This is a genomic window from Xanthobacter oligotrophicus, from assembly GCF_008364685.1.
Classification (GTDB): domain Bacteria; phylum Pseudomonadota; class Alphaproteobacteria; order Rhizobiales; family Xanthobacteraceae; genus Xanthobacter; species Xanthobacter oligotrophicus.
The window spans coordinates 169411-192521 of record NZ_VTTL01000005.1; the positions used below are offsets into that span (position 1 = coordinate 169411).

23 protein-coding genes are annotated in these 23111 nt (G+C 68.9%); 4 read left to right on the forward strand and 19 right to left on the reverse strand.

Features of this window, described 5'->3' with window-relative positions; translation table 11 throughout:
• Positions 1–14: 14 nt before the first annotated feature.
• The gene (locus FZ033_RS09745; protein WP_149575949.1) at positions 15–2771 is read right to left on the reverse strand and encodes a nitrate/nitrite transporter; all 2757 of its coding nucleotides are present in this window, start codon (positions 2769–2771) and stop codon (positions 15–17) included.
• A gap of 246 nt (positions 2772–3017) precedes the next feature.
• On the opposite strand from FZ033_RS09745, the gene FZ033_RS09750 reads away from it, so the two are divergent.
• Positions 3018–3659 carry a cyclic nucleotide-binding domain-containing protein gene (locus FZ033_RS09750; protein WP_149576152.1) on the forward strand — a complete coding sequence of 214 codons (642 nt, stop codon included), beginning with the start codon at positions 3018–3020 and terminating at the stop codon, positions 3657–3659.
• 177 nt (positions 3660–3836) lie between these two features.
• Here FZ033_RS09750 and FZ033_RS09755 read toward each other — a convergent pair whose 3' ends face one another.
• The 9 genes from FZ033_RS09755 to FZ033_RS09795 all read right to left on the reverse strand — a co-directional run bounded on the left by FZ033_RS09755 (position 3837) and on the right by FZ033_RS09795 (position 12027).
• Positions 3837–4250 (reverse strand): hypothetical protein, encoded by a 414-nt coding sequence (locus tag FZ033_RS09755; protein WP_149575950.1) that lies wholly within the window; start codon positions 4248–4250, stop codon positions 3837–3839.
• Between the two features lie 126 nt (positions 4251–4376).
• Positions 4377–5081, reverse strand: coding sequence for an SDR family oxidoreductase (locus FZ033_RS09760; protein WP_149576153.1), 705 nt, complete (start codon positions 5079–5081; stop codon positions 4377–4379).
• 182 nt (positions 5082–5263) lie between these two features.
• A complete protein-coding gene (locus FZ033_RS09765; protein WP_149575951.1) occupies positions 5264–6094 on the reverse strand; it encodes a phosphodiesterase in 831 nt (276 codons plus the stop codon).
• A gap of 38 nt (positions 6095–6132) precedes the next feature.
• Positions 6133–7194: an ABC transporter ATP-binding protein gene (locus FZ033_RS09770; RefSeq protein WP_149575952.1), complete on the reverse strand. Its 1062-nt coding sequence runs from the start codon at positions 7192–7194 to the stop codon at positions 6133–6135.
• Complete coding sequence (locus tag FZ033_RS09775) at positions 7191–7997, reverse strand: ABC transporter permease (protein ID WP_149575953.1); 807 nt, start codon at positions 7995–7997, stop codon at positions 7191–7193. Before FZ033_RS09775 ends, FZ033_RS09770 begins: the two co-directional genes overlap by 4 nt.
• Before the next feature lie 4 nt (positions 7998–8001).
• Positions 8002–8820, reverse strand: a complete 819-nt coding sequence (locus FZ033_RS09780) for an ABC transporter permease (protein WP_149575954.1) — start codon at positions 8818–8820, stop codon at positions 8002–8004.
• A gap of 95 nt (positions 8821–8915) precedes the next feature.
• Positions 8916–9944: an ABC transporter substrate-binding protein gene (locus FZ033_RS09785; RefSeq protein ID WP_149575955.1), complete on the reverse strand. Its 1029-nt coding sequence runs from the start codon at positions 9942–9944 to the stop codon at positions 8916–8918.
• Between the two features lie 67 nt (positions 9945–10011).
• Entirely contained in the window at positions 10012–11076 is a 1065-nt protein-coding gene (locus FZ033_RS09790) for a substrate-binding domain-containing protein (RefSeq protein ID WP_149575956.1), read from the reverse strand.
• Between the two features lie 249 nt (positions 11077–11325).
• The gene (locus FZ033_RS09795) at positions 11326–12027 is read right to left on the reverse strand and encodes a hypothetical protein (protein WP_149575957.1); all 702 of its coding nucleotides are present in this window, start codon (positions 12025–12027) and stop codon (positions 11326–11328) included.
• A gap of 140 nt (positions 12028–12167) precedes the next feature.
• On the opposite strand from FZ033_RS09795, the gene FZ033_RS09800 reads away from it, so the two are divergent.
• Both FZ033_RS09800 and FZ033_RS09805 read left to right on the forward strand, forming a co-directional pair.
• Complete coding sequence (locus FZ033_RS09800; protein ID WP_232847417.1) at positions 12168–12953, forward strand: response regulator; 786 nt, start codon at positions 12168–12170, stop codon at positions 12951–12953.
• Positions 12950–14278 (forward strand): ATP-binding protein, encoded by a 1329-nt coding sequence (locus tag FZ033_RS09805; RefSeq protein WP_149575958.1) that lies wholly within the window; start codon positions 12950–12952, stop codon positions 14276–14278. The genes FZ033_RS09800 and FZ033_RS09805 overlap by 4 nt, the downstream gene beginning before the upstream one ends.
• A 61-nt stretch (positions 14279–14339) precedes the next feature.
• On the opposite strand, the gene FZ033_RS09810 is transcribed toward FZ033_RS09805, so the two are convergent.
• The 8 genes from FZ033_RS09810 to FZ033_RS09845 all read right to left on the reverse strand — a co-directional run bounded on the left by FZ033_RS09810 (position 14340) and on the right by FZ033_RS09845 (position 20100).
• Positions 14340–15221, reverse strand: a complete 882-nt coding sequence (locus tag FZ033_RS09810) for a 3-hydroxybutyryl-CoA dehydrogenase (RefSeq protein ID WP_012114184.1) — start codon at positions 15219–15221, stop codon at positions 14340–14342.
• Positions 15222–15361: 140 nt separating this feature from the next.
• Positions 15362–16306, reverse strand: a complete 945-nt coding sequence (locus tag FZ033_RS09815; RefSeq protein ID WP_149575959.1) for an electron transfer flavoprotein subunit alpha/FixB family protein — start codon at positions 16304–16306, stop codon at positions 15362–15364.
• Positions 16306–17055 (reverse strand): electron transfer flavoprotein subunit beta/FixA family protein, encoded by a 750-nt coding sequence (locus tag FZ033_RS09820; protein ID WP_149575960.1) that lies wholly within the window; start codon positions 17053–17055, stop codon positions 16306–16308. Before FZ033_RS09820 ends, FZ033_RS09815 begins: the two co-directional genes overlap by 1 nt.
• A gap of 180 nt (positions 17056–17235) precedes the next feature.
• The gene (locus tag FZ033_RS09825) at positions 17236–17967 is read right to left on the reverse strand and encodes a rhomboid family intramembrane serine protease (RefSeq protein ID WP_149575961.1); all 732 of its coding nucleotides are present in this window, start codon (positions 17965–17967) and stop codon (positions 17236–17238) included.
• 141 nt (positions 17968–18108) lie between these two features.
• Complete coding sequence (locus tag FZ033_RS09830) at positions 18109–18690, reverse strand: cob(I)yrinic acid a,c-diamide adenosyltransferase (RefSeq protein WP_149575962.1); 582 nt, start codon at positions 18688–18690, stop codon at positions 18109–18111.
• Positions 18691–18732: 42 nt separating this feature from the next.
• Positions 18733–18927 carry a twin transmembrane helix small protein gene (locus FZ033_RS09835; protein WP_012114190.1) on the reverse strand — a complete coding sequence of 65 codons (195 nt, stop codon included), beginning with the start codon at positions 18925–18927 and terminating at the stop codon, positions 18733–18735.
• Between the two features lie 30 nt (positions 18928–18957).
• Positions 18958–19464: a TspO/MBR family protein gene (locus tag FZ033_RS09840; protein ID WP_149575963.1), complete on the reverse strand. Its 507-nt coding sequence runs from the start codon at positions 19462–19464 to the stop codon at positions 18958–18960.
• Between the two features lie 189 nt (positions 19465–19653).
• Entirely contained in the window at positions 19654–20100 is a 447-nt protein-coding gene (locus FZ033_RS09845; protein WP_149575964.1) for a host attachment protein, read from the reverse strand.
• 241 nt (positions 20101–20341) lie between these two features.
• On the opposite strand from FZ033_RS09845, the gene FZ033_RS09850 reads away from it, so the two are divergent.
• Positions 20342–20641 carry a hypothetical protein gene (locus FZ033_RS09850; protein ID WP_149575965.1) on the forward strand — a complete coding sequence of 100 codons (300 nt, stop codon included), beginning with the start codon at positions 20342–20344 and terminating at the stop codon, positions 20639–20641.
• A gap of 95 nt (positions 20642–20736) precedes the next feature.
• On the opposite strand, the gene FZ033_RS09855 is transcribed toward FZ033_RS09850, so the two are convergent.
• On the reverse strand, positions 20737–23079 hold the full coding sequence (locus tag FZ033_RS09855; protein ID WP_408068475.1) for a Tex family protein: 2343 nt from the start codon (positions 23077–23079) through the stop codon (positions 20737–20739).
• Positions 23080–23111 lie beyond the last annotated feature (32 nt).

Consider the following 23111-nt stretch of genomic DNA (forward strand, 5'->3'; position numbering starts at 1 on the left):
CTTCCTGCCTCCCGTTACGCGGCCGTGGCCGGACGGTGGGTGGGGCGCGGGGCGATCCCGCGCTCGATGTCATGGAGGAGGCCGCCCTTGCGGGTGTAGACGGCGAAGGTGATGAGCAGGCAGCTCACATAGAAGCCGAGGAAGGCCCACAGCGCCGCTTCGGGTCCGCCCGTAAGGGCGATGGAGGTGCCGTAGCCCTTGGGGATGAAGAAGGCCCCGAAGGCGGCGATGGCCGAGGTGAAGCCGGTGATGGCCGCCGCCTCCTTCTCGGCCTGCCGGCGGCGCGTCTCGGCGTCGGCGGCGGGCATCAGGCGATCCATCTCCTTCGCCATGATGGCGGGGATCATCTGGAAGGTGGAGGCATTGCCCACGCCGGTGGCGAAGAACAGCACCAGGAAGCAGCCGAAGAAGGCCCAGAACGCCCAGGGCTCTGCGCGCATGCCGATGGACCACAGCACGCCGGAGACGCCCGCCATCATCAGCACGAACACATAGATGGTGACACGCCCGCCGCCGTAGCGGTCCGCGAGCCAGCCCGTGCCGGAGCGCGCCAGCGCGCCGACGAGGGGACCGAGGAAGGCATATTTGAGGGCGTTCACCTCGGGGAAGAGGATGTTGGTGAGCAGCGGAAAGCCCGCCGAATAGCCGATGAACGATCCGAAGGTGCCGGTGTAGAGCCAGCACATGATCCAGTTGTGCCTGCGCTGGAAGATCACCGCCTGCTCGCGGAACGAGGCCTTGGCGGAGGCGATGTCGTTCATGCCGAACCAGGCCGCGAAGGCCGACAGGACGATGAAGGGCACGAAGATGAAGCCGGCATTCTGCAGCCACATGGGGGCCGGCCCGCCCGCCGTCTTCACGATGGCCGGATCGCCGCCGAACGCGCCGAAGATGCCCGTGGTGATGACGAGGGGCACCACGAACTGCACCACGCTGACCCCGAGGTTGCCGAGGCCGGCATTCAGCGCCAGCGCGTTGCCCTTCTCCGCCTTCGGAAAGAAGAAGGAGATGTTGGCCATGGAGGAGGCGAAGTTGCCGCCGCCGAAGCCGCACAGCAGGGCGAGGATCAGCAGCACCACATAGGGCGTATCCGGGTTCTGCACCGCATAGCCGATGCCCACCGCCGGGATGATCAGCGACCAGGTGGTGAGCGTCGTCCACAGCCGCCCGCCGAAGATGGGCACCATGAAGGAATAGAAGATGCGCAGCGTCGCGCCGGTCAGGCCCGGCAGCGCGGCGAGCCAGAAGAGCTCGTCGGTGGTGAATTTGAAGCCCACCAGCGGCAGCTTGGCCACCACCACCGACCACACCTGCCAGATCGCGAAGGACAACAGCAGCGCCGGGATGGACAGCCACAGGTTGCGCCGGGCGATGGCGCGGCCGGTGGAGGCCCAGAAGCCCGGGTCCTCCGGCCGCCAGTCGGTGAGGATGGCGCCCTTGACCGGCGCCGGGGCGGTAATTGCGGCCGGCATGCCCTGCATTTCCGGCAGCTGGGGCAGCGTCTCCAGCGTCTGGCCCGTGGCCTCCCGCTCCATCTGGCGGATGGCGAAGTGCATCCACGCGAGGGCGCCCGTGGCGAGGACGAAAAGCAGCATGAAGCAGCTGGTCCACAGCCCGGTCAGGTCGTTGAGCACCCCGAACATGAGCGGCAGGACGAAGCCGCCGAGGCCGCCGATCATGCCCACGAGGCCGCCCACGGCGCCCACGTTGTTCGGGTAGTAGACCGGGATGTGCTTGTAGACGGCCGCCTTGCCCAGGGCCATGAAGAAGCCGAGGACGAAGATGGTGACGGTGAAGCCCACCACGCCCATCTGCATGTGGAAGGCCATGGGGCCATGGATGCCCTGCACCACATAGTCGGTAGGCGGATAGGACAGGACGAAGGTGGCCGCCACCGAGACCAGGAAGGTCCAGTACATCACCCGGCGCGCGCCATAGACATCGGAGAGATGGCCGCCATAGGCGCGGAACAGGCTGGCCGGCACCGAGAAGAAGGCGGCGATCATGCCCGCGCTCTTGATGTCGAGGCCGTAGACCTTCACCAGATACTGGGGCAGCCACAGCGCCAGCGCGACGAAGGCGCCGAAGACGAAGAAATAATAGAGCGAAAAGCGCCACACCTGGATGTTCTTGAGCGGCTCCAGCTCCAGCCACGCGCTCTTCGGCCGGATGCCGAGGCGGCGGCGCTCCACCAGGACCGGATCGTCCTTGGTGGTGACGAAGAAGATGACGGCCATCACCACCAGCGCCGCCGCCCACACCTGCGCCACCATCTGCCAGCCGAAGGCGACGAGGACGAAGGGGGCGAGGAACTTGGTGACCGCCGCGCCCACGTTGCCGGCGCCGAAGATGCCCAGCGCCGTGCCCTGCTTCTGCGGCGGATACCAGCGCGAGACATAGGCGACGCCCACCGCGAACGACCCGCCGGCGATGCCGACGCCGAGGGCGGCGATGAGGAATTGCGGGTAGGTGGTGGCGTAGGTCAGCAGGAAGGTGGCGACCGCCGCCGCGAGCATGGTCAGGGTGAAGACGATGCGCCCGCCATAGAGGTCGGTCCAGATGCCCAGCGCCACGCGGATGAGCGAGCCGGTGAGGATGGGCGTGCCCACCAGGAGGCCGAACTGCGTGTCCGAAAGCCCCAGGTCCTGGCGGATGCGGATGCCGATGATGGAGAAGATCGTCCACACCGCAAAGCATACGGTGAAGGCGACGGTGCTCATGGCGAGGGAGGTCCGCTGGTCGGCGGCGCTCACGTCTCGAGTGGGTTGCATGGCCTGATCTCGCCTGTTGCAAGGGCACGGCTTCGTCGTGCGCCGGGCAAGTTCGTCCGCGCGGGGCCATTGAGCTTTGACTTAAATCAGTAAAAAGCTTGCGAGCGACGAAGTGTGGGATGATTTAAGCCATTAATGTCTCTCGATTATATGATTCAGTATTTGGATTTTACATATTTACTGCTGCCGATTGACATTTATCAAACGGTGGCTTCTATTGGCTCATCCGCTCCGATCGAGGCACGCATGAGGCCCGAAGACGCCGCCGCCATACGCGACCTGCTCCTTTTTCGGGATGCGCGGGAGGACACGTTCGCAGAGTTGGTGCGCGCCGGGTTTCTCCAGCGGTTCCCGCCGGGCGTCACGCTGATCAATGAGAGCGAACCGGCCGATTTTCTGCACGTGGTGGTGGAGGGGCTGGTGGAGTTGTTCGCCACCTCCGGCGATCGCGAGACCACCATGAGCATCGTCGAGCCGGTGGGCACCTTCATCCTCGCCGCGGTGTTGAACGACCAGGTCTATCTCCAGTCGGCGCGCACGCTGGAGAAGGCGCAGATCCTGATGATTCCGGCGGAGAAGGTACGCGAGGCGCTGGGCACCGACCCTGCCTTCACCCATGCCGTGGTCACCGAACTCGCGCGCGGCTACCGGCGCGCCATCAAGGAGGTGAAGAACCAGAAGCTGCGGACCGGAGCGGAGCGGCTTGCCAACTGGCTGCTACGGCAAGCGGTTCCAAGCGATACGGAGGCTCGGGTCAGGCTCAGGTTCGAGAAGCGGGTCTTGTCCTCGCTGCTCGGCATGACGCCAGAAAATCTGTCGCGCGCCCTTTCCGCTCTCAAGCCCCACGGCGTTGTCATTCTGGGGCCTGAAATCCTGATCCAGGATTAAGCGGCGCTGCTGCGCTTTGCCAATCCCAGTCCGCTTGTCGACGGACCGGAATGACGTACGCCCGAGCGCGGCCGTTCTCTTCCTTGCGGCGGTATCTTTGGCATCCGCCGAATGCCCCGGTTCACGGATTGCGGTGGTGACCCGCCCCGGTCTTAGAACGGTGGCGAGAGGGGGCGCTCAGGTCTCCCGTCCGGTCGCAATAAAGCGGATGGTCAGCACCCGCGCCGCTGCGACGCGGGCGAAGGCCTCGGTCATCAGCACCGGCGTGCAGTTGCTCAGGGCGAGAATGGCGGCGGCCACGAAGGCCCGTTGAAGGTCCGGCGGGCCGGTCAGCACCGAATAGGTGGCCAGCGGCTTGCCGCGCAGCTCGCCCTTGCCGGTGAGGCCGAAGCGCAGAGTGATCTCGAAGCCCATCGTTCCCGGCGGGGGAACCCAGCAGGCGAACAGCGCGCGGGACAGGTCATCGAAGGAATTGACCGGCACCGCGTTTGCCGGCGATCGGGCGGGTGGCTCGGCGCGGGCATTCCCGCCCGACACCGATGCGAGCAGAGCGATCACGAGCGCCGCAAGGAGCTTATGCAACGAGGCCATGCCGGGTTGAGAGTGGAACCATGGATCATACTCGGTACGTCACGCGCGCCCTTCAGCCAAGCGGATTGAGCCGGGCGCGGCGGACGTGATTGCGGCAACGCCCTTTTTGAATTTCCAAGCGGGCGCTCAGATGGATCGGGTGAGGCCGCCGTCGACGCGGATGTTCTGGCCCGTGATGTAGCCTGCGCCCTCCGAGGCCAGGAAGGCGACGGTGGCCGCGATCTCCTGGCTCGTGCCATAGCGCTGCATGGGCACGCCTTGCCGGCGCTCCTCGGTGGCGGGCAGGCTGTCGATCCAGCCGGGGAGGACGTTGTTCATCCGCACGTTGTCGGGCGCGTAGGTGTCGGCGAAGATCTTGGTGAAAGCGGCGAGGCCGGCACGAAATACGGCCGAGGTCGGAAACATGGCGGTGGGCTCGAACGCCCAGGCCGAGGAAATGTTGATGATCACGCCGGACTTCTGCGCCTGCATGATGGGGGTGACGAGGCGCGTCGGGCGGATCACGTTCATCAGGTAGACGTCGAGCCCGGTGTGCCACTGGGCGTCGCTGATCTCCAGCACCGGGGCCCTCGGTCCATGGCCCGCACTGTTCACCAGGACGTCGATGCGGCCCCAGCGTGCCATTGCATCATCGACAAGGCGCTTCAGGTCGTCGTTCGACTGGTTGGAGCCGGTCAGGCCAAACCCGCCCAGTTCCTGCGCGAGCGCCTCGCCTTTGCCGGATGATGACAGGATGCCCACCTTGAAGCCGTCGCCTGCGAGCCGGCGGGCGGCTTCCGCGCCCATGCCGCTGCCGCCTGCCGTGACCAGCGCGACCTTGTCTCCTGCCATGGCCTCTTCTCCCATCGGATGGCGCTCGCCGCGCCGGAGTGCATTTTTCCCGTGCTCGACGGGGATATCGTGCCTTCTCTCAATACCTTGCACGAGCGTGCCATGTCCTGCCACACCAATTCGGAGGCCAGGCTGCCGGGTGCGAACGGCTGCAAAGCTCAGGCTGGGAACGATGCCTGCGCTCAGGCGCGCTTGGGCGTGCCGATGGCCTTGCCGTCCGGGCCGAAGAAGGGGTGCGGACCGTCATAGGCGCCGATGAAGCTGCGGTGGGTCACCACCCGGCCATCCGTGAACAGGTGCAGGGACAGGCTCGGCGGCTCCATGTGGAAGGTGGGCGGCGCTTGCGGATCGAGGGCGAGGCTCACGGAATGGGCGGGGGCCGGCCCGATGGTGGCGGTGACGCCGGCGAAGGTGGTGGTCACCGCTCGGTGGACATGGCCGCAGGTGAAGCCCAGCACTTGGGGCCAGTGGCCGAACACCTCTTCCAGCCGCGCCGCGTCGGACAGGTTCTGCACGTCCATGTGCCGGATGCCGGTGAGGAACGGCGGATGGTGGGCGCTGACGAAGGCCGGCCGCCCGGGCGCCGCGCCCAGCGCGCGGTCGAGGAAGGCGAGGCCCTCTTCGCCCAGCGCACCATGGGGGCGGCCGTGGACGGTGGAATCCAGCATCACCAGCCGCAGCGGGAAATCCTCGACCACATAATTCACCCGCCCGCCGTCGCACCGCGCCGCGATCTCAGGGAAGGCGGCGAGCAGTCCTGCGGACGAGTCGTGGTTCCCCGGAATGGGAAACAGCGGCATGGGCAGCGCCGCCGTGATCGCCCGGAAGCGGGCATATTCGGCCGGGTCGTCGAAATCCGTCAGGTCGCCGGTGACGATCACCACGTCGGGCCGGGGCGCGAGGGCGAGGATGTGGGCGACCGCGGCTTCCAGATAAAGCGCCGTGTCCACCACCCCATAGGCGAGGGTGCCGGGGCGGCGGATGTGGGTGTCGGTGAGTTGGGCGATGAGCATGGGGCAGGATCAGACGAGGCAGGACCGGGTTAAGACCATCAGGCGAGGCTGATTCGGGCAGGATCGAGGATAAGCCCCACGGCGGTGCCGGGGGCCAGCGTTCCATCCGCGGGTGCCTCCACCAGGATGCGGGTCCCGGCCGGGTCCTTGAGGGTGACCTTCTGGCGGGCGCCCTGGAATTCCACCTGCACCACCTCGAACACGAGGCTGGCATCCGCCGCGCTCGCGAGCCGCGCCGCCTCGGGACGGAACAGCAGCCGCGCCGCACCTTGCCCGCCCGGGGCGGTGGCGGGTGGCGAAAGATCCGGCGGCAACGGAACGGAACCGGCGGCGGTCTCGAAGCGGCCATCCGTCACCGTGCCCGCGAGGCGGTTGGTGACGCCCACGAAATCGGCCACGAAATCGTCGGCGGGGCGGAAATACACATCGCGCGGGGTGCCCACCTGCGCGATGGCGCCGTTGCGCATCACCACGATCCGGTCGCCCAGGGCCAGAGCCTCGGCCTGGTCGTGGGTGACATAGATGGCGGTGATGGCGAGGCGTTTCAGCAGCGCGTCGATCTCGCCACGCAGATGCTCGCGCAGGGCTGCGTCCAGCGCGGTGAGCGGCTCGTCCAGGAGGATCACGCGCGGCTCCACGGCGAGGGCGCGGGCCAGCGCCACCCGCTGGCGCTGGCCGCCGGAAAGCTGGTCGATGCGCCGCTGCGCCAGCGCGCCGATGCGCATCATCTCCAGCACGCCCGCGGCCTGCGCGCGCCGCGCCGCCTGCGCCATGCCGCGCACGCGCAGGCCGTAGGCCACATTGTCGATGACGCTCATGTTGGGGAACAGGGCATAGGACTGGAACACCATGCCCACGTTGCGCTTCTCGATGGGCAGGGCGGTCACGTCCGCCCCGTCGAAGCGGATATGCCCGCCCGCGTCGGGGGCCTCCAGCCCGGCGATGAGGCGCAGCAGGGTGGTCTTGCCGCAGCCCGAGGGGCCGAGCAGCACAAGGGTCTCGCCCGCCCTGACGTCGAGATCGAGGGGCGCGAGGGCTTTTGTGCCGTCGGCGAAGGTCTTGCCGCAGCCGGCGACCGTGATGGCGGCGCCCCGGTTCATCGCGCCGCGCTCTGCACGGTGCGGCCGAACAGCTGGAGGGCGACGAGGAGGGGCACGATCATGACGAAGAATACCAGCGTGTAGGCGCTCGCGATTTCGAGGCGCATGGAGGCGTAGCTGTCGGCAAGGCCCACCGGCAGCGTCTTGGTAAGGGGCGTGTGCAGCATCCAGGTGAGGTTGAACTCGCCGATGGAGAGGGTCACCACCATCAGCGCCCCGGCGAGGATGCCGCCCCGCGCATTGGGCACCACCACATGGAAGAAGCGTTGCAGCGGCGAGGCGCCCAGCGAGGCGGCGCCCTCTTCCAGCGTGCGCACGTCGACGGCGGCGAGCACCGCCATCACCGCCCGCAGCATGAAGGGCAGGGTGTAGAGCACGTGCCCGGTGAGGATGAAGAGCGGGCTCATGCGGAATTCGCGGATGCCGCCGTAGGCCAGGATGAGGGCCAGCGCCAGCGCGAGGCCGGGGATGGCGACGGGCAGGGTCACCACCTCCTCCACCAGCCGCGTCAGCCGCGAGGGCTTCCGCGCCAGCGCCCATGCGGCGGGAACGCCGATGAGCAGGGTGACACTGAGGGTGCCGAGCGCGATGGCGATGGAGAGGAGGATGGTGTCGGAATAAAGCGCCAGCACCTCGCCGATCCACTTCAGCGTGAGGCCGGAGGAGACGCCGCGAAAGTAATTGACGGTGAAGCCGGCGAGGATGGAGGCGCCCGCCGGCACCATCAGGAAGGCGCAGGCCAGCAGCGTCACCATCAACTGGAATGCGAAGGTGAGGCGGTGGGGTTTCATCGACGCGGTCATCACGTCATCCTGCCGCCGCGACGCCGGAGCCGGCGAGATTGCGCGCCAGCGCCAGCACCACCCAGGTGATGAGGCCAAGCGCGATGGAGAGGGCGGCCGCCGTGGCGAAGTTCGCGTTCAAGGTGAACTCCGTATAGATGGTCATGGCCAGCACATCGATGCGTGTGGCGAGTGTGAAGGCGGTGCCGAAGGCACCCATGGCGGTGGCAAACGCAATGGCGCCGGAGGCCATGAGCGCCGGGGCGATGCCGGGCAGGGTCACGTCCCGCAGTACCAGCGCGCGGCTTGCACCCAGCGAGCGGGCGGCCTCCTCCAGCGCCGGATCCAGCTTCTCCACCGCCGCCATGAGGGTGACCAGCACCCGGGGCAGGGAGAAATAGACATAGCCCGCGAACAGCCCGGCCATGGAATAGGCGAACACCCACCGTCCCAGTCCGAGCCCCATGGAGAGGCCGGCGAGCAGCCCCTGCCGGCCGGCGAGCAGGATGACCATGAAGCCCACCACCACGCCGGGAAAGGCCAGCGGCAGGGTCAGCAGGGACACCAGCAGCGGCCGGCCGAAGAAGCGGTTGCGGGCGAGGAACAGCGCCACCACCGTGCCGATGGCCAGCGTCGCCGCCGTCACCGCGGCGGAAAGGAGCAGCGTGGCGACCAGGGTCGCGAAATGGCGCGGATTGGTGAGGATGGCGAGATATTCCGCCATGCCGTTGGGGCCTGATCCGGCCACGCCCACCAACCGCACCATGGGCAGCAGGAAGAACGCCGCCACGAACAGGAACAGCGGCAGGAGGAACAGGCGGGCGAGGCGGTCGGCGCTGTGCATGAGGTGGTCTCAAGGATACGCGCGGGAAAACTGCGCAAGGACAGGCCGGCTCCCTCCCCCGCAGGCGGGAGAGGGAGCCGGCGAGGTTCATCCCCTCACTTCACCGCGTTCAGATAGGCTTCCGAGAAGGCCTTCTGGGCGGCTTCCATCTTGGCGTAGTCCACCGGTTTGGCGCGGGCATAGTCGGCGGCGGGCAGGAAGCGGCTGGCCACCTCCGGCGGCAGCTTGATGTCGCGGGCCGGCCGGAGGTAGGCCTTGGCCCACATGGTCTGGCCCTTGTCGGAGAGCACGTAGTCCAGCACCTTCTTGGCCGCCTCGGGGTGGGGGGCGCCCTTCACCATGGTCATCACATAGGGCACCACCACGCTGCCCTCGCAGGGGATGACGAATTCGAAGTGCCCCATGTCCGAGTAGCGGGCGCGGTAGGCGTTGAAGTCGTAGTCGAACAGGATGGGGATCTCGCCGGAAACCACGCGGGCGTAGGAGGTCTGCTTCGGCACGATGGGCTGATTCGCCTGCAGCTTCTTGAAGTATTCGATGCCGGGCTTGAAGTCGTCCAGCGAGCCGCCCATGGCGCCGTTCACGGCCACCGCGCCCACATAGCCCACGAAGGCGCTGGTGGGGTCGAGATAGCCCACGAGGCCCTTGTATTCGGGTTTCAGCAGGTCGGCCCAGCAGGCCGGAATGGGGGTGCCCCCGAGCGCATCCTTGTTCACGAACAGGCCGAGCGTGCCGGAATGGATGGTGAACCAGTTGCCGTCCTTGTCCTTCAGCCCGGCCGGGATCTCGGCGAAGCCCTTGGGCTCGTAGGGCTGGGTGACGCCGGCGTCCTTGGCCTTGATGCCGAAGGTGACGCCCAGATAGGCCACGTCCGCCACCGGGCTCGCCTTCTCGGCGATGATCTGGGTGAGGGACTGGCCGGAATTCTTGTTGTCCTGCGGCACGTCGATGCCGGTGTCGGCCTTGATGGCCTTCAGCATGCTGCCCCAGTCGGCCCATTCGGGCGGACAATTGTAGCAGATGGCGTCCGCCGCGGCGGCAGGTCGGCCGGCGAGGGGAAGCGTCGCGAGGGCGAGCGCGGCGAAGGCGCCGGCTTTGAGGAGGCGGGGAAGGGTGGGGCGCATGGCTGGCCTCGGGAGAAGGAAGGGGCTTGCCGGGTTGCCGCGGGATGGCGGCTTCCGGCTCCAAACTCTAGGAAAGAGAACGCGTTAACCGGTCGGCTTGCGATCCAATCGGATCGGCGGCTCCTCTGGGAGCGAGCGTTCCGCCGGGGCGGAGCGTGAAGGGCAGGTGCTCGACGCGGGGCGCGGCGCCCGCCTCGATCATGGTGAAGAGCATCGCCACGGCGTGCGCGCCCATGAGGCGGGTGGGCGTGTCCACCGTGGCGAGGGTGGGGTGGACGGCGCCGCCCAGGGCGATGCCGTCGAAGCCGGCGACCGAGACGTCGTCCGGCACGCGGAGCCCCAGCGTGCGCAGGGCGCCGACCACGGAGAGGGCGAGCAGGTCGTTGGAGCAGAGCGCCGCCGTGGGGGGCGCTCCGGCACAGAAGAGGCCGGCGAGGGCCTCGGCATGGCTCGGCGCATCGCCGAGATAATCGAGCTCGAGGGGAGCCTCGGGCTCAAGGCCCGCCGCTTCCATGGCGGCGCGGTAGCCCTCAAAGCGGCGGCGGGCACGATCGGAGGTCGCGAAGCGCCCGGCGAGATAGGCGATGCGCCGGTGCCCGGCCGCGATCATGGTCTCGGTGAGGGCGAAGGTGGCGGCGGCATTGTCCACGCATACGGCGGCCCGCCCGGGGCGGGTGGGCTCGTTATGGACCAGGACGTAGGGGATGCCCTCCGCGTCCAGCAGGTCGAGGGTGGCGTTCTCCGCGGCATCGGCAACGGTGAGGATGAGGCCGGCCACATTCTGGGCCACCAGCGTTTCCACCAGCTCGGCCTCGGCGCCGGGTTCGTAATCGGTGGCGGTGAGCAGCAGCGTGTGCTGCCGCTCCCGCGCCGCCGACTGCATGCCGGCGACCGAGGCGGCGAACACCGGATTGGTCAGGCTGGGGATGACCACGCCCAGCGTCCTGGTGCGCAACGTCTTCAGCGCGCGGCCGATCTCGCTCGGGCGGAAGCCGAGTTCGGCGACGGCCGCGCGCACGCGCGCTTCCACGGCGGGGCTGGTGGGGGCCGAGCGGTTGATGACCCGGCTGACGGTGGCGATGGAGCAGCCGGCGCGTTCGGCGACGGTGCGAATGGTGACGATGCGTGCCATCGCGCGATCCTGAAGCCGCCGACTGGAGGCCGTCCAGTCCGTGAAATCGTTTTCAGGAACTTATTCTACATATCACGACAGGCATATGACCGGCCGCGCGATCCCTTGAAACGGGACCTCGGCAGGTGCTGGTCTCACCGTCTTTTCTATGACCACCTGCGCAAACGCAGACAGCGGGCGTGCCGGAGCACGCCCGCTGTGGGGAAGGGAGGATCAAGGGCGGCGAGACTCCCTTCCTTCGCGGAGCCTCTACCTGGGCGGGAGGCGATCTGGGGGGCCGCGCCGACCGCCGGGCGGGGGCGGGACGAGGCCGGGCGGCGGTGACGGCAGAAGTGCCGGCTCGATCTGGGCCAGCCGCTGGAGCTGGTCCTCGGACAGGCGCGCCTTCAGGGTTTCCACCGCCTGCCGCAGCCGCGCGCCGGCCTTGCCGGCCTCCTCGTCGCGCACCGCAAGGGCTGTGACGAGGGCGAAGGGGGCGGGCGCCGCGGCGGATGCACCGGGCGGCGGGAAGGGCGCGCCCGCAGGGGGCGGAGGTGGAGGAAGGGCAGCCTGGAAGGCGTCGGTGAAGTCGCGCCAGGCGTCCATCTGGTTCGGCCGGACGCCGATGGCGGTTTCGGCGGCAGCCAAGGTCTGGGCGAGGCCCAGCGGTCCGCCGGGGGGCGGGCCACCGCGCGATCGGGCGGCGTCTCGCGGATGGCCGGGGCGCGGCGGCGTGCCGGCCTCGTCACCCAGGCCGGGTGGCGGCAGGTCCCGGGGCAGTTCCGGCGGCAGCGGCAGGCCTTCCATGGCGAGGGCCGCGACGCGCACCGGGGCGCCCGCGGCGGCCTGCGGTAGCCGGTCCTGCGTCTTCGAGGCGGCGGGGCCGGACATGGACGCAGCGAAGGCGCATCCCGCCACGAGGGCGAGGGTGACGCCCGCCAGGAGCTTGGAGCGCAGGGGCTTGAACGACATGGGGTGCCTCCTGTCTGTCTTCAGGTTGAAGGCACTTTCGCCCCGTCCCGTTGCTGGCGAAGGTCGGGACATGTCCCAAGGTGTCGGCGCGGGCCGAATTTGTATCGCAATGTTGCTCGAAGCCGGTGGGCAACGCTTCGATGCAATGGAGGGCGCGGCGGTGGCGCGTCTCCGCTAGACTCGGCGAAAAGGAGACGCCGGTGCAGTCCGAAGGCGCAACGCATATTCTCGTCGTCGACGACGATCTCGAAATCCGGAAATTGCTCGGGCGCTATCTGGCGGCCCAGGGCTTCCGCGTCACCACGGCCGGCGACGGGCGGGAGATGGAGGAGAAGCTCGCCACCCAGCGCATCGACTTCGTGGTGCTCGACCTGATGCTGCCGGACGCCTCCGGCCTCGATCTGTGCCGCGCCCTGCGCAACCGCTCGCGGATCCCCGTCATCCTGCTCACCGCGCTGAAGGAGGATGTGGACCGCATCATCGGGCTGGAGATCGGCGCCGACGATTATCTCGGCAAGCCGTTCAACCCGCGAGAGCTGGTGGCGCGCATCCGCGCCGTGCTCCGGCGCACCGGCGGGGCTGAGCCGGAGCCGGTAGCGGCCTCGGCCTTTCGCTTCGCTCGCTTCCGCGCGGAGCCGGAGCTGCGCCGCGTGACCGATGGCGAGGGGGTGGAGATCCAGCTCACCGGTGCCGAGTTCGACCTGCTGATGGCCTTCCTGGAGCGGCCGGGCCGTATCCTCTCCCGCGAGCAGTTGCTGGATATCACCCGTGGCCGCGAGGCCGGGCCGTTCGACCGCTCGGTGGACGTGCTGGTGAGCCGCCTGCGGCGCAAGCTCGGCGACCAGGGCGCGTTCCAGATCCTGAAGACCCTGCGCAACGGCGGCTATCAGCTTGCGGTGCGGGTGGACCGGGAGGACGCCTCGTGAGGACCCTGCGCGCACAGGTCACCGCGCTCCTGGTGGTGGCCGTTCTTGTGGTGACGGCTCTGGCCAATGTCGCCTCCTTCTTCCTGACCCGTCCGGAGTGGCCGCTTCAGGGACGGGGGGCCGAGAACGCTCAGGAACTGGCCGTGATCGCCGATCTGGCGGCCTCCGCGCCCACCACGGGAACCGCGACCGGGGCAGGCCCCACGCAACCCGGCGGCGGGCGAGCGGTGATCCAGCCGGCGCCGCCCGAGGGCGAGATCGATCCCGAGGCCACGCGCATGCTGGCCGAAGGTCTCGCCCGCCTCGGCCGGACCATGCCGGTGCGGGTGTTTCGCCCGGGGCCTGAGGGGCAGCCGGGCCCCGATGGTCCGTCGCTCACCGCGCTGGGCCTTGCCGACGGCCGCTGGCTGGTGCTTCAGCGGCGCTTCGGCCCCATGCGCCCGCCCCCCGGCCCGCCGGGCGGTACGTTCGGTTTCGCCACCTGGCTCGCCTTCATGGTGGCGGGGGTGACGCTGGTGGTGGTATTCGCCGTCCGCCGGCTGACGAAGCCTTTGTCCCTGATCGAGGAGGCGGCCGGACGCATCGGCCCCGACGGCGAACTGCCGGTGTTGCCCGAGGAGGGGCCGGCCGAGGTGCGCGCGGCGGCCGCCGCCATCAACCGCCTGTCGGCCCGCCTGAAGGTGGCCATGGACAGCCGCATGCGCATCGTGGCCGGCGCCGCCCATGATCTGCGCACCCCGCTCACCCGCATGCGCCTGCGCGCCGAGTTCATCCCCGACGACGAGGAACGTGCCCAGTGGCTCTCCGACCTGGAGGAACTGGACCGCATCGCGGACAGTGCCATCCGGCTGGTGCGCGAGGAGGTGGAGGGGGGCCCGGAGGAGATCGTGCGTCTCGACGATCTGGTGGATGGCGTGGTGGCAGAGGTGGCCGAGGCGCGGCGACCCGTCCGCCTGGTCGGCGCGTCACCGGCGGCGGTGCGCGGGCGGCCCCTGTCGCTGAAGCGGGCGGTGCGCAATCTGGTGGTCAACGCCGCGACCCATGGCGGCGGTGCGCGGGTGGCCGTCAGCGCCGAGGCGGGCCGGGTGGTATTGCTGATCGAGGATGACGGCCCCGGCATTCCGGAGGCGCTGATGGGGCAGGTGTTCGAGCCGTTCTTCCGGGTAGATCCGGCGCGTCAGGTCAAGATTCCCGGCGCGGGGCTGGGCCTTGCCATCGCCAACGAGATCGTCTCGCGCCACGGCGGCCGCCTCACCCTCGCCAACCGGCCGGGCGGCGGCCTGTTGCAGCGGGTGGACCTGCCGGGGGTGGCCGTGGAGGGCTGAGGGCGCGCGGCACCGACGCGCCTCAAGCGCAGGCAAGGGCGGCCGGGGCCGCCCCGCGCTCTCAGCGGGTCGGGACCGGCTTCTCGCCGCGATAGTCGTAGAAGCCGCGCTGGGTCTTGCGACCGAGCCAGCCGGCCTCGACATATTTCACCAGCAGCGGGCAGGGGCGGTACTTGGAGTCCGCCAGGCCCTCGTGCAGCACCTGCATGACCGCAAGACAGGTGTCGAGGCCGATGAAGTCGGCCAGCTGCAGCGGCCCCATGGGATGGTTCGCCCCGAGCTTCATGGCCCGGTCGATGGAATCCACGCTGCCGACGCCCTCGTAGAGGGTGTAGATGGCCTCGTTGATCATGGGCAGCAGGATGCGGTTGACGATGAAGGCCGGGAAGTCCTCGGCCACCGCATAGGTCTTGTGCAGGCGCGTGACGAACTGCTTCGAGCTTTCGAAGGTGTCGTCGTCGGTGGCGATGCCGCGCACCAGTTCCACCAGCTCCATCAGCGGCACCGGATTCATGAAGTGAATGCCGATGAAGCGCTCGGGACGGTCGGTGGCGGCGGCAAGCCGGGTGATGGAGATGGACGAGGTATTGGAGGCCAGCAGCGCGTCGGGCCGCAGCACCTGGCACAGGCCGGTGAAGATCTTGCGCTTCACCTCTTCCTTCTCGGTGGCCGATTCGATGACGAGGTCGCAGTCGGCCAGGTCTTCGGTGCGCTCGGCCATGCCGATGCGGGCGAGGGCCACCTGCCGGGCTTCCTCGGTCACGGTGCCCTTGGAGACCTGCTTGGCCATGTTGCCGTTGATGGTGGCAAGGCCCGAGCGGATGCGGTCGGGGTCCGCGTCATGGATGAATACGTCATAGCCGGCGAGGGCGCAGACGTGCGCGATGCCGTTGCCCATCTGGCCTGCGCCGATGACCCCGACCTTCTTGATCTCGAGCGGCATGATTCTCTCGTTTCACCTTGATGCCGGGGGGAGGAGCCGGCGCCCCTGATGGCAGCGGCCGGAGCGTGCCCGGCCGCTTGTTTCTAGAGCATTTTCGCGCCGCGTTGAATGGGGGCACCGCGCGCGAAAACGCTTTGGCCTTATCCCTTCGCCTTGGCGAGTTCCGCCTTCAGCTCGGGGATGACGGTGTTGATGTCGCCCACGAGCCCGTAGTCGGCCACCTGGAAGATGGGGGCCTCCTCGTCCTTGTTGACGGCGACGATGACCTTGCTGTCCTTCATGCCGGCCAGATGCTGGATGGCGCCGGAAATGCCGAGCGCGATGTACAGCTCGGGCGCCACCACCTTGCCGGTCTGGCCCACCTGCCAGTCGTTCGGCGCGTAGCCCGCGTCAACGGCGGCGCGCGAGGCGCCCACCGCGGCGCCCAGCACGTCCGCCAGCGGCTCGATCAATTCCGCGAACTTCTCCCGCGAGCCCAGGGCGCGGCCGCCGGAGACGATGATCTTCGCTGCCGTCAGCTCCGGACGGTCGGAGGCCGCGATGGTCTCCTCCACGAAGGTGGAGACGCCGGGATCGGCCACCGCCGCGACAGCCTCCACAGCCGCCGAGCCGCCCTCGCCGGTGGCGGCGAAGGAGGCGGTGCGCACCGTGATGACCTTCTTGGCGTCCGAGGACTTCACGGTCTGGATGGCGTTGCCGGCATAGATGGGCCGCTCGAAAGTGTCGGGGGCCACCACCTTGGTGATGTCGGAGACCTGCATCACGTCCAGCAGGGCGGCCACGCGCGGCAGCACGTTCTTGGCCACCGCGGTGGAGGGACCGACGATGGCGTCGTAGCCGGGAGCCAGCGCCACGATGAGGGCGGCCAGCGGCTCGGCGAGGCGATGGGCATAGAGCGCATCGTCCGCCAGCAGCACCTTCTCGACGCCGGCGAGCTTGGCCGCGGCGTCGGCGACGCCCTTGGCGTTCTGGCCGGCCACCAGGATGTGCACCGGGCCGCCGAGGGCGGCCGCGGCGGAGAGTGCCTTGGCGGTGACGCCGTTGAGAGCCGAATTGTCGTGTTCGGCGAGCAGCAAAGTTGCCATCAGATCACCCCCGCCTCATCCTTGAGCTTCGCCACCAGCTCGGCCACCGAGCCCACCTTCACGCCCGCCTTGCGGCCCGCAGGTTCCGCGGTGGAGAGCACGGTGAGGCGCGGGGCGACGTCCACGCCGTAATCGGCGGGCGTCTTGTCGGCGATGGGCTTCTTCTTCGCCTTCATGATGTTGGGCAGCGAGGCATAACGCGGCTCGTTGAGGCGCAGGTCCGTCGTGACGATGGCCGGGCCGTTGAGTTTCACGGTCTGCAGGCCGCCGTCGATCTCGCGGGTGACGGCGACGCCGCCGTCCTCGACCACGACCTTGGAGGCGAAGGTGCCCTGGGGCCAGCCCAGCAGGGCGGCGAGCATCTGGCCGGTCTGGTTGCAGTCGTCGTCGATGGCCTGCTTGCCGAGGATGACGAGGCCGGGGGCTTCCTCGCCCACCACGCCCTTGAGGATCTTGGCCACCGCGAGCGGTTCCACCACGCCGTCGACCTTCACCAGGATGCCGCGGTCGGCGCCCATGGCCAGCGCCGTGCGCAGGGTTTCGGAGGCTTGGGCCGGGCCGATGGAGACGGCGATCACCTCGGTAGCCTTGCCGGCTTCCTTCAGGCGGAGCGCCTCTTCCACCGCGATCTCGTCGAACGGGTTCATGGACATCTTGACGTTGGCGAGCTCCACGCCCGACCCGTCCGATTTCACCCGGACCTTCACGTTGTAATCCACCACCCGCTTAACGGGCACCAGGATCTTCATAGAGGCGTGCTCCCCGTTCCCGAAATATTGACCGGCGGTCGAAAAATCGCGCCGGTCTTCCAGTCTTCCGCGTCGTCCCTGCATTGCAGCATTTTGTGCGGGCCGGCAACGTAGGAGGGGCCAGAAAGTGTGTCAACGCTCGCGCTTTCAAGGTCTCCTAAAGTCGGCCTCGTCGCCCTTTCACGGCTCGTTCTTGCGCGGCGCCGGGCGGCTCGGTACGCCGGAGGGATCGGGATCCAGAAGCGCCACCCCGCGCTGACGCATCACCGTCACCAGCAGCGCGCCGGCAAGGAAGCCGCCCACATGGGCCCACCAGGCGGTGTCGTGGTCGTCGCTCACCAGGATCTGCCAGATCTGGAGCGTGAACCACGCGCCTATGGCCCAGTAGGCCGGCACGCGCAGCGGGATCTTCATGAGCACCAGCGCCCACAGGCGGATGTTGGGGTGCAGGACCAGATAGGCCGCGATCACTCCCGCCACCGCGCCGGAGGCTCCCACCAGCGGCGCTTCCGAGGCGGGGTTCGCCAGCACGTGGGCGCTCGCCGCCAGCGCGCCGCATAACAGATAGAAGGCGAGGAAGCGGATGTGGCCGAGCGCGTCTTCCACGTTGTCGCCGAACACGAACAGGAACGCCATGTTGCCGATGAGGTGCAGCCAGCCGCCGTGCAGGAACATGTAGGTGACAAGGCTGAACGGCGCGGGAATGCGCGCATAGCCTTCCGGCAGCACCGCTTCCCCCGTCACGACCGCCGGAATGGTGCCGAAGGTCAGCGTGCCGGCCTCGCTTACCGTCCCGAAGGCGCCGTGCTGCAGCGCCAGGAACACGAACAGGTTGAGCGCCAGCAGCGCCCAGGTGACGTAGGCGTGCCGCACATGCTCCAGCGGGTTGGCGTCGGCGATGGGGAGGAACATGGCCCAGGGTCTTCCACGGGCGCCCGGTGCGCGCCCATGGCCTGAAGCCTAGAGCATTTTCGGATGGAGGAGGCAGCGGTTCGCCGGAAGAAAATGCGCCGGGATGACGCACAGGAAGAGCCGCTCCGCCCCGCCTCATCCTCAGGCGCGGCTGGCCCCCGGCACCCAGAGCACGTCGGCGGCGCCGCGGGCATTGGCGTAGCGGCCGGCCACGAACAGCAGGTCCGACAGGCGGTTCACATATTGGATGGCCGGCCCGCCCACGGTCTCGTCCGGCTGGTGCGACAGCTCCACCATGATGCGCTCGGCGCGCCGGCAGACGGTGCGGGCGAAATGCAGGTGGGCGGATGCCGGCGTTCCCGCCGGCAGGATGAAGGAGGTGAGGGGCGACAGCTCGGCATTGAGGGTGTCGATGTCGGTCTCCAGCCGGGTCACCTGCGCCGGAATGATGCGTAGCGCCGTGCCCGGCGCCTCGTCCGCCTTCGGGGGTACGCACAGGTCGGCGCCGAGATCGAACAGGTCGTTCTGCACACGCATGAGTGTGGAATCTAGCACCGCTTCGCCCGAAAGATGCAGGCGGGCGAGGCCGATGGCGGCGTTGGTCTCGTCCACCGCGCCGTAGGCGTCCACCCGCAGGTCGTACTTGGGAACCCGCGCGCCGGTGCCGAGCCCGGTGGTGCCGTCGTCGCCGGTGCGCGTGTAGATCTTGTTCAGCTTCACCATCTGGTTGCAGTCCCTCTCATCGGCCCCGATCGGCGTCCCGGTTCACCGCCCCATGGCGAAGATGGTGATCATCACCAGGATGATGGCGCCGAACTGGAACAGCACGCGCAGCTGCATGAGCCGCTGGGAGCGCTGGGGCGAGCCGCCCGAGGCGACATTGAACAGGCCGAGGATCAGCACCCCGGCCACCAGGGCCAGGGCCAGCGGGATGAAGAGATAGATGGACCAGTGGAGCATGGCGGACCTCGGGGACGCGGTAGGGCCGCGTCAGTTGAGGAGGACGATGGATGCATTCAAGGTGGAGGCGTAGCACACCCAGGCGAGATAGGGCACCAGCAGCCCTCCCGCCGTGCGGTCCACCCGGAAGGTGGCCCGCAGCGAGAGCGCCAGCACGACGATGAGCGCGAGGATGATGATGAGCCCCGCCACCGGCGCGTGCAGCCCGAAGAACACGGGAGACCACACCGCATTCAGCGCCAGCTGGCCGAGGAACAGGCCGATGGCGGTGCGCCGCGCCGGCGACGGCGCGACCTTGTCCCACAGCCGCCAGAGCGACAGCGCCATCAGGATGTAGAGGATGGTCCAGGCGATGGGGAACGCCGCGTTGGGCGGGGTCCACGCCGGCTTGTGAAGACCCTGGTACCAGCCGGGAATGGCGGGGGCGGTGACGGCGCCGCCCACCGCCGCAACCACCCCCACCAGCGCAAGACAGGCAAGGAGCCTCAGCCGCGAGATGGCGCAGGGGGAGAAGAACCTCGATTGGATCAGGGACATGGACCACCTTTCGCGTTCAAAACTGAGCCGGGGGCCGGTGGGCCTGACGCCCCGGCCCCCGGCTCAGCCCGCGCGGCGCTTGAGCGAAGCCCTCTCGCGGATCCCGTCGAAGACCGGAGCCGTCGGCATTATTCGAACGCGGTGCCGGGGTGGATCGTTTCCTGGGAACCCTTAGCCTGTGGCCATGGTTCAGGCCGCGATGTGGCGGCCGATCTCCTCCACCGGCAGCTTTACGAGGTCCTTGGCGATTTCCCCGTCCACCCGGCCCTTGACCTTGGCGCTCAGCGCGCCGCGCAGGGTGCCGAGCGCGCGCGGCGGCGCCACGAGGAGGATGCGCTCCGGCGCGGTGCCAGCCTCCACCATCACGCCGATCCGTGCGGCCACGCGGCCGAGAAACGCCGCCTCTGCCTGCGCGTGCAGGTCGGTCTCCTCCATGGCGCTGCGGGCGGTGGTGGCGGATTCGTGCACGCGGCCGGGCCGGTCAGTACCGAGCGCGGCGGTGCCGGCATGGGGCTCGTCGTAGCTTTCGAGGACGCTGAGCTGCGGGACGAGGGCGGTGCCGGCATCGGCCAGAAGGATGGCCTTGGCGCCGTCGCAGACCACCACCAGGCGGTGGGCCTTGTCGTGCTTCGTCATGTGCTGCCTCCCGTTGTTATTTTGCCGGCGCCGTGGTCAGCGACACCGGATGCGGCGCGATTCTAGACGCCCTGCCGCCCGGACACCTTGACTGTGCCGCCTTGATATGGCGCATCCTGCGACTTTGTGCCGGCATGGGGGCGCTTGCCGCCATCAAAGGCGCGTGAGACCATTTTCGATACGGAAACCCCAAGGCCGCTTGGTCGTTCCACAGCATGGGTTCAGGAGGGGAGGCCTCGCGATGCCATTTCTCGTTCGTTTCCTGCTGCGGCATGCGGTGATCGGGGTGGGCGTGGCCGCCGTCTTCGTCGCCCTTCTCGCCGCCTTCGACGTGGCGCACCTGGGGACCTTGTTCGCCACCTCTTCCGATGGCCCGCTGGCGCTGGTCGTGCTCACCCTGGCCCTCGGCGTGACCTTCGGCAGCGTGCAGATGGGCTTTGCCGTGATGCTCATGAGCGACAAGGACGAGCCGCCGCGCGGCCGGCGCATCCGCCTCATCCGTCTGATGCCGCGGCTCGCCCGGGTGCACGCGGGCCGCTGAGGCGGCCGCAGGCGAAAGCCTGCGCCCAAGTTCGGGATGTAAACCGTCGCGCCATTTGACTGGCCGGGCATTGCCTGGCCTTTTCGTTTCCCGGCCTACTGGCCCTTGCGCCGCAGGGCGTCAGCGAGCGCGGCGCCGAAGGCGCCCTGGGTGGGCTTGTCCTTCGGCGGCGGACCGCGGCGGGCGTCGTTCTGGCGCGGCCCGTTCTGGGGTTGCTCCTGCGGCCGACCCGCCGGGGGCCGCCCGCCCGCATCGTCCTTGCGCATGGAGAGGGCGATGCGCTTGCGCTTCACATCCACCTCCACCACCCGCACCTTCACCACGTCGCCGGCCTTGACCACCTCGTGGGGGTCCTTCACGAACTTGTCGGCCAGGGCCGAGACGTGGACCAGCCCGTCCTGGTGCACGCCGATGTCTACGAAGGCGCCGAAGGCGGCCACATTGGTCACCGTGCCTTCCAGCACCATGCCGGGCTTGAGGTCGCTCATCTCGTTGACCCCCTCGGCGAAGGTGGCGGTCTTGAACTGCGGGCGCGGGTCGCGGCCGGGCTTCTCCAGCTCGCTCAGGATGTCGCGCACCGTGGGCAGGCCGAAGCGCTCGTCCACGAAGGCGCGCGGGTCCAGCGCCTTCAGCGCCGCCGTGTCGCCCATGAGCGTGCGCACGTCCCGCCCGCACGCGGAAACGATCTTCTTGGCGAGGTCATAGGCTTCCGGATGGACGGCTGAGGCATCCAGCGGCTCCGCCCCCTCCGCGATGCGCAGAAAGCCGGCGGACAATTCGAACGTCCTCGGCCCGAGGCGCGCGACCTTGAGCAATTCCTTGCGGGTCTTGAACGGCCCCACCGTGTTGCGATGGGCCACGATGGCCTCCGCCAACGAGGCGCCGAGGCCCGACACGCGGGCGAGCAGAGAGGCGGAGGCGGTGTTGAGGTCCACGCCCACAGCGTTCACCGCATCTTCCACCACGGCGTCGAGGGCCTTGGCGAGGCGGGCCTGGTCCACATCGTGCTGGTATTGGCCCACGCCGATGGCCTTGGGCTCGATCTTCACCAGTTCCGCCAGCGGGTCCTGGAGGCGGCGGGCGATGGAGACGGCGCCGCGGATCGACACGTCGATGTCCGGCATCTCGGCGGCGGCCGTGGCGGAGGCGGAATAGACCGAGGCCCCCGCCTCGCTCACCACCACCTTGATGGGGTGGGGCGGCGGCAGCATGCCGAGGAGATCCGCCACCAGCTTGTCGGTCTCCCGGCTCGCGGTGCCGTTGCCGATGGCGATCAGCTCCACCTTATGCTGGCGGATGAGGTGGGCCAGCGCCGCGCTCGCCCCCTGCACGTCGTTGCGCGGCTGGAAGGGATAGACCGTGGAGGTGGCAATCAGCTTGCCGGTGCCGTCCACCACCGCCACCTTCACGCCGGTGCGGATGCCGGGGTCGAGCCCCATGGTGGCGCGCGAGCCGGCGGGGGCTGCCAGCAGCAGGTCCTTGAGGTTGCGGGCGAAGACGCGGATGGCTTCCTCTTCCGCCCGCTCGCGCATGTCGCCCATCAGCTCCACGGTGAGGTGGAGCGAGAGCTTCACCCGCCATGCCCAGCGCGCCACCTCCAGCAGGAAGCCGTCGGCCGGCGCGCCGTTGGCGAGGGGAATGCCGAAGGCCTCCGCCACGATGCGCTCGGTGGGCTTCACCGGGGTGGTGGCGTCCTCGTCCACCACGAGGTCGAGGGTCAGCATCTCCTCGTTGCGGCCGCGCAGCATGGCGAGCACGCGGTGGCTGGGGGCGGTGGCCCATTTTTCCGAATGGTCGAAATAGTCGCGGAACTTGGCGCCGGCCTCCTCCTTGCCCTCGGCCACCCTGGCCTTGAGCACAGCGTTGGCCTTCAGGTGCGCGCGCAGGCGGCCCACCAGCTCCGCATTCTCGGCGAAGGTCTCCACCAATATGTCCCGTGCCCCGTCGAGGGCTGCCTTGATGTCAGCCACCTGCTCGTTGAGGAAGGCCGCCGCGCGCTCTGCTGGCGCCACCGAGCGGTCGGCGAGGAGGGCCTCGGCCAGCGGCCCGAGCCCCTTCTCGCGGGCGATCTCCGCCTTGGTGCGGCGCTTGGGCTTAAAGGGGAGATAGAGGTCCTCCAGCTCCGCCTTGGTGGTGGCGGCGTCGATCTTGCCGCGCAGTTCGTCCGACAGCTTGCCCTGCCCGTCGATGGAGGACAGCACGGCGGCCCGCCGCGCCTCCAGCTCGCGCAAATAGGACAGGCGCTCCTCCAGGGTGCGCAGCTGGGTGTCGTCGAGGCCGCCCGTGACCTCCTTGCGGTAGCGGGCGATGAAAGGAACCGTGGCGCCTTCGTCGATGAGGGACACGGCCGCGCTGACCTGCGCCGGGCGGGCGCTGATCTCGGCGGCGATGATGCGGGCGATGGTCTCGCTCATTCCCTGCGGTGCGGCGGCAGCCATGGGCTCTCCTTCGAATTCGGGGCACGCCCCAT

Coding starts and splice junctions, on each gene's coding strand:
- FZ033_RS09745 (WP_149575949.1), bottom strand. CDS start 2,771: ATGCAACCCACTCGAGACGTGAGCGCCGCCGACCAGCGGACCTCCCTC.
- FZ033_RS09750 (WP_149576152.1), top strand. CDS start 3,018: ATGAGGCCCGAAGACGCCGCCGCCATACGCGACCTGCTCCTTTTTCGG.
- FZ033_RS09755 (WP_149575950.1), bottom strand. CDS start 4,250: ATGGCCTCGTTGCATAAGCTCCTTGCGGCGCTCGTGATCGCTCTGCTC.
- FZ033_RS09760 (WP_149576153.1), bottom strand. CDS start 5,081: ATGGCAGGAGACAAGGTCGCGCTGGTCACGGCAGGCGGCAGCGGCATG.
- FZ033_RS09765 (WP_149575951.1), bottom strand. CDS start 6,094: ATGCTCATCGCCCAACTCACCGACACCCACATCCGCCGCCCCGGCACC.
- FZ033_RS09770 (WP_149575952.1), bottom strand. CDS start 7,194: ATGAACCGGGGCGCCGCCATCACGGTCGCCGGCTGCGGCAAGACCTTC.
- FZ033_RS09775 (WP_149575953.1), bottom strand. CDS start 7,997: ATGACCGCGTCGATGAAACCCCACCGCCTCACCTTCGCATTCCAGTTG.
- FZ033_RS09780 (WP_149575954.1), bottom strand. CDS start 8,820: ATGCACAGCGCCGACCGCCTCGCCCGCCTGTTCCTCCTGCCGCTGTTC.
- FZ033_RS09785 (WP_149575955.1), bottom strand. CDS start 9,944: ATGCGCCCCACCCTTCCCCGCCTCCTCAAAGCCGGCGCCTTCGCCGCG.
- FZ033_RS09790 (WP_149575956.1), bottom strand. CDS start 11,076: ATGGCACGCATCGTCACCATTCGCACCGTCGCCGAACGCGCCGGCTGC.
- FZ033_RS09795 (WP_149575957.1), bottom strand. CDS start 12,027: ATGTCGTTCAAGCCCCTGCGCTCCAAGCTCCTGGCGGGCGTCACCCTC.
- FZ033_RS09800 (WP_232847417.1), top strand. CDS start 12,168: ATGCAATGGAGGGCGCGGCGGTGGCGCGTCTCCGCTAGACTCGGCGAA.
- FZ033_RS09810 (WP_012114184.1), bottom strand. CDS start 15,221: ATGCCGCTCGAGATCAAGAAGGTCGGGGTCATCGGCGCAGGCCAGATG.
- FZ033_RS09815 (WP_149575959.1), bottom strand. CDS start 16,306: ATGGCAACTTTGCTGCTCGCCGAACACGACAATTCGGCTCTCAACGGC.
- FZ033_RS09820 (WP_149575960.1), bottom strand. CDS start 17,055: ATGAAGATCCTGGTGCCCGTTAAGCGGGTGGTGGATTACAACGTGAAG.
- FZ033_RS09825 (WP_149575961.1), bottom strand. CDS start 17,967: ATGTTCCTCCCCATCGCCGACGCCAACCCGCTGGAGCATGTGCGGCAC.
- FZ033_RS09830 (WP_149575962.1), bottom strand. CDS start 18,690: ATGGTGAAGCTGAACAAGATCTACACGCGCACCGGCGACGACGGCACC.
- FZ033_RS09835 (WP_012114190.1), bottom strand. CDS start 18,927: ATGCTCCACTGGTCCATCTATCTCTTCATCCCGCTGGCCCTGGCCCTG.
- FZ033_RS09840 (WP_149575963.1), bottom strand. CDS start 19,464: ATGTCCCTGATCCAATCGAGGTTCTTCTCCCCCTGCGCCATCTCGCGG.
- FZ033_RS09845 (WP_149575964.1), bottom strand. CDS start 20,100: ATGACGAAGCACGACAAGGCCCACCGCCTGGTGGTGGTCTGCGACGGC.
- FZ033_RS09850 (WP_149575965.1), top strand. CDS start 20,342: ATGCCATTTCTCGTTCGTTTCCTGCTGCGGCATGCGGTGATCGGGGTG.
- FZ033_RS09855 (WP_408068475.1), bottom strand. CDS start 23,079: ATGGCTGCCGCCGCACCGCAGGGAATGAGCGAGACCATCGCCCGCATC.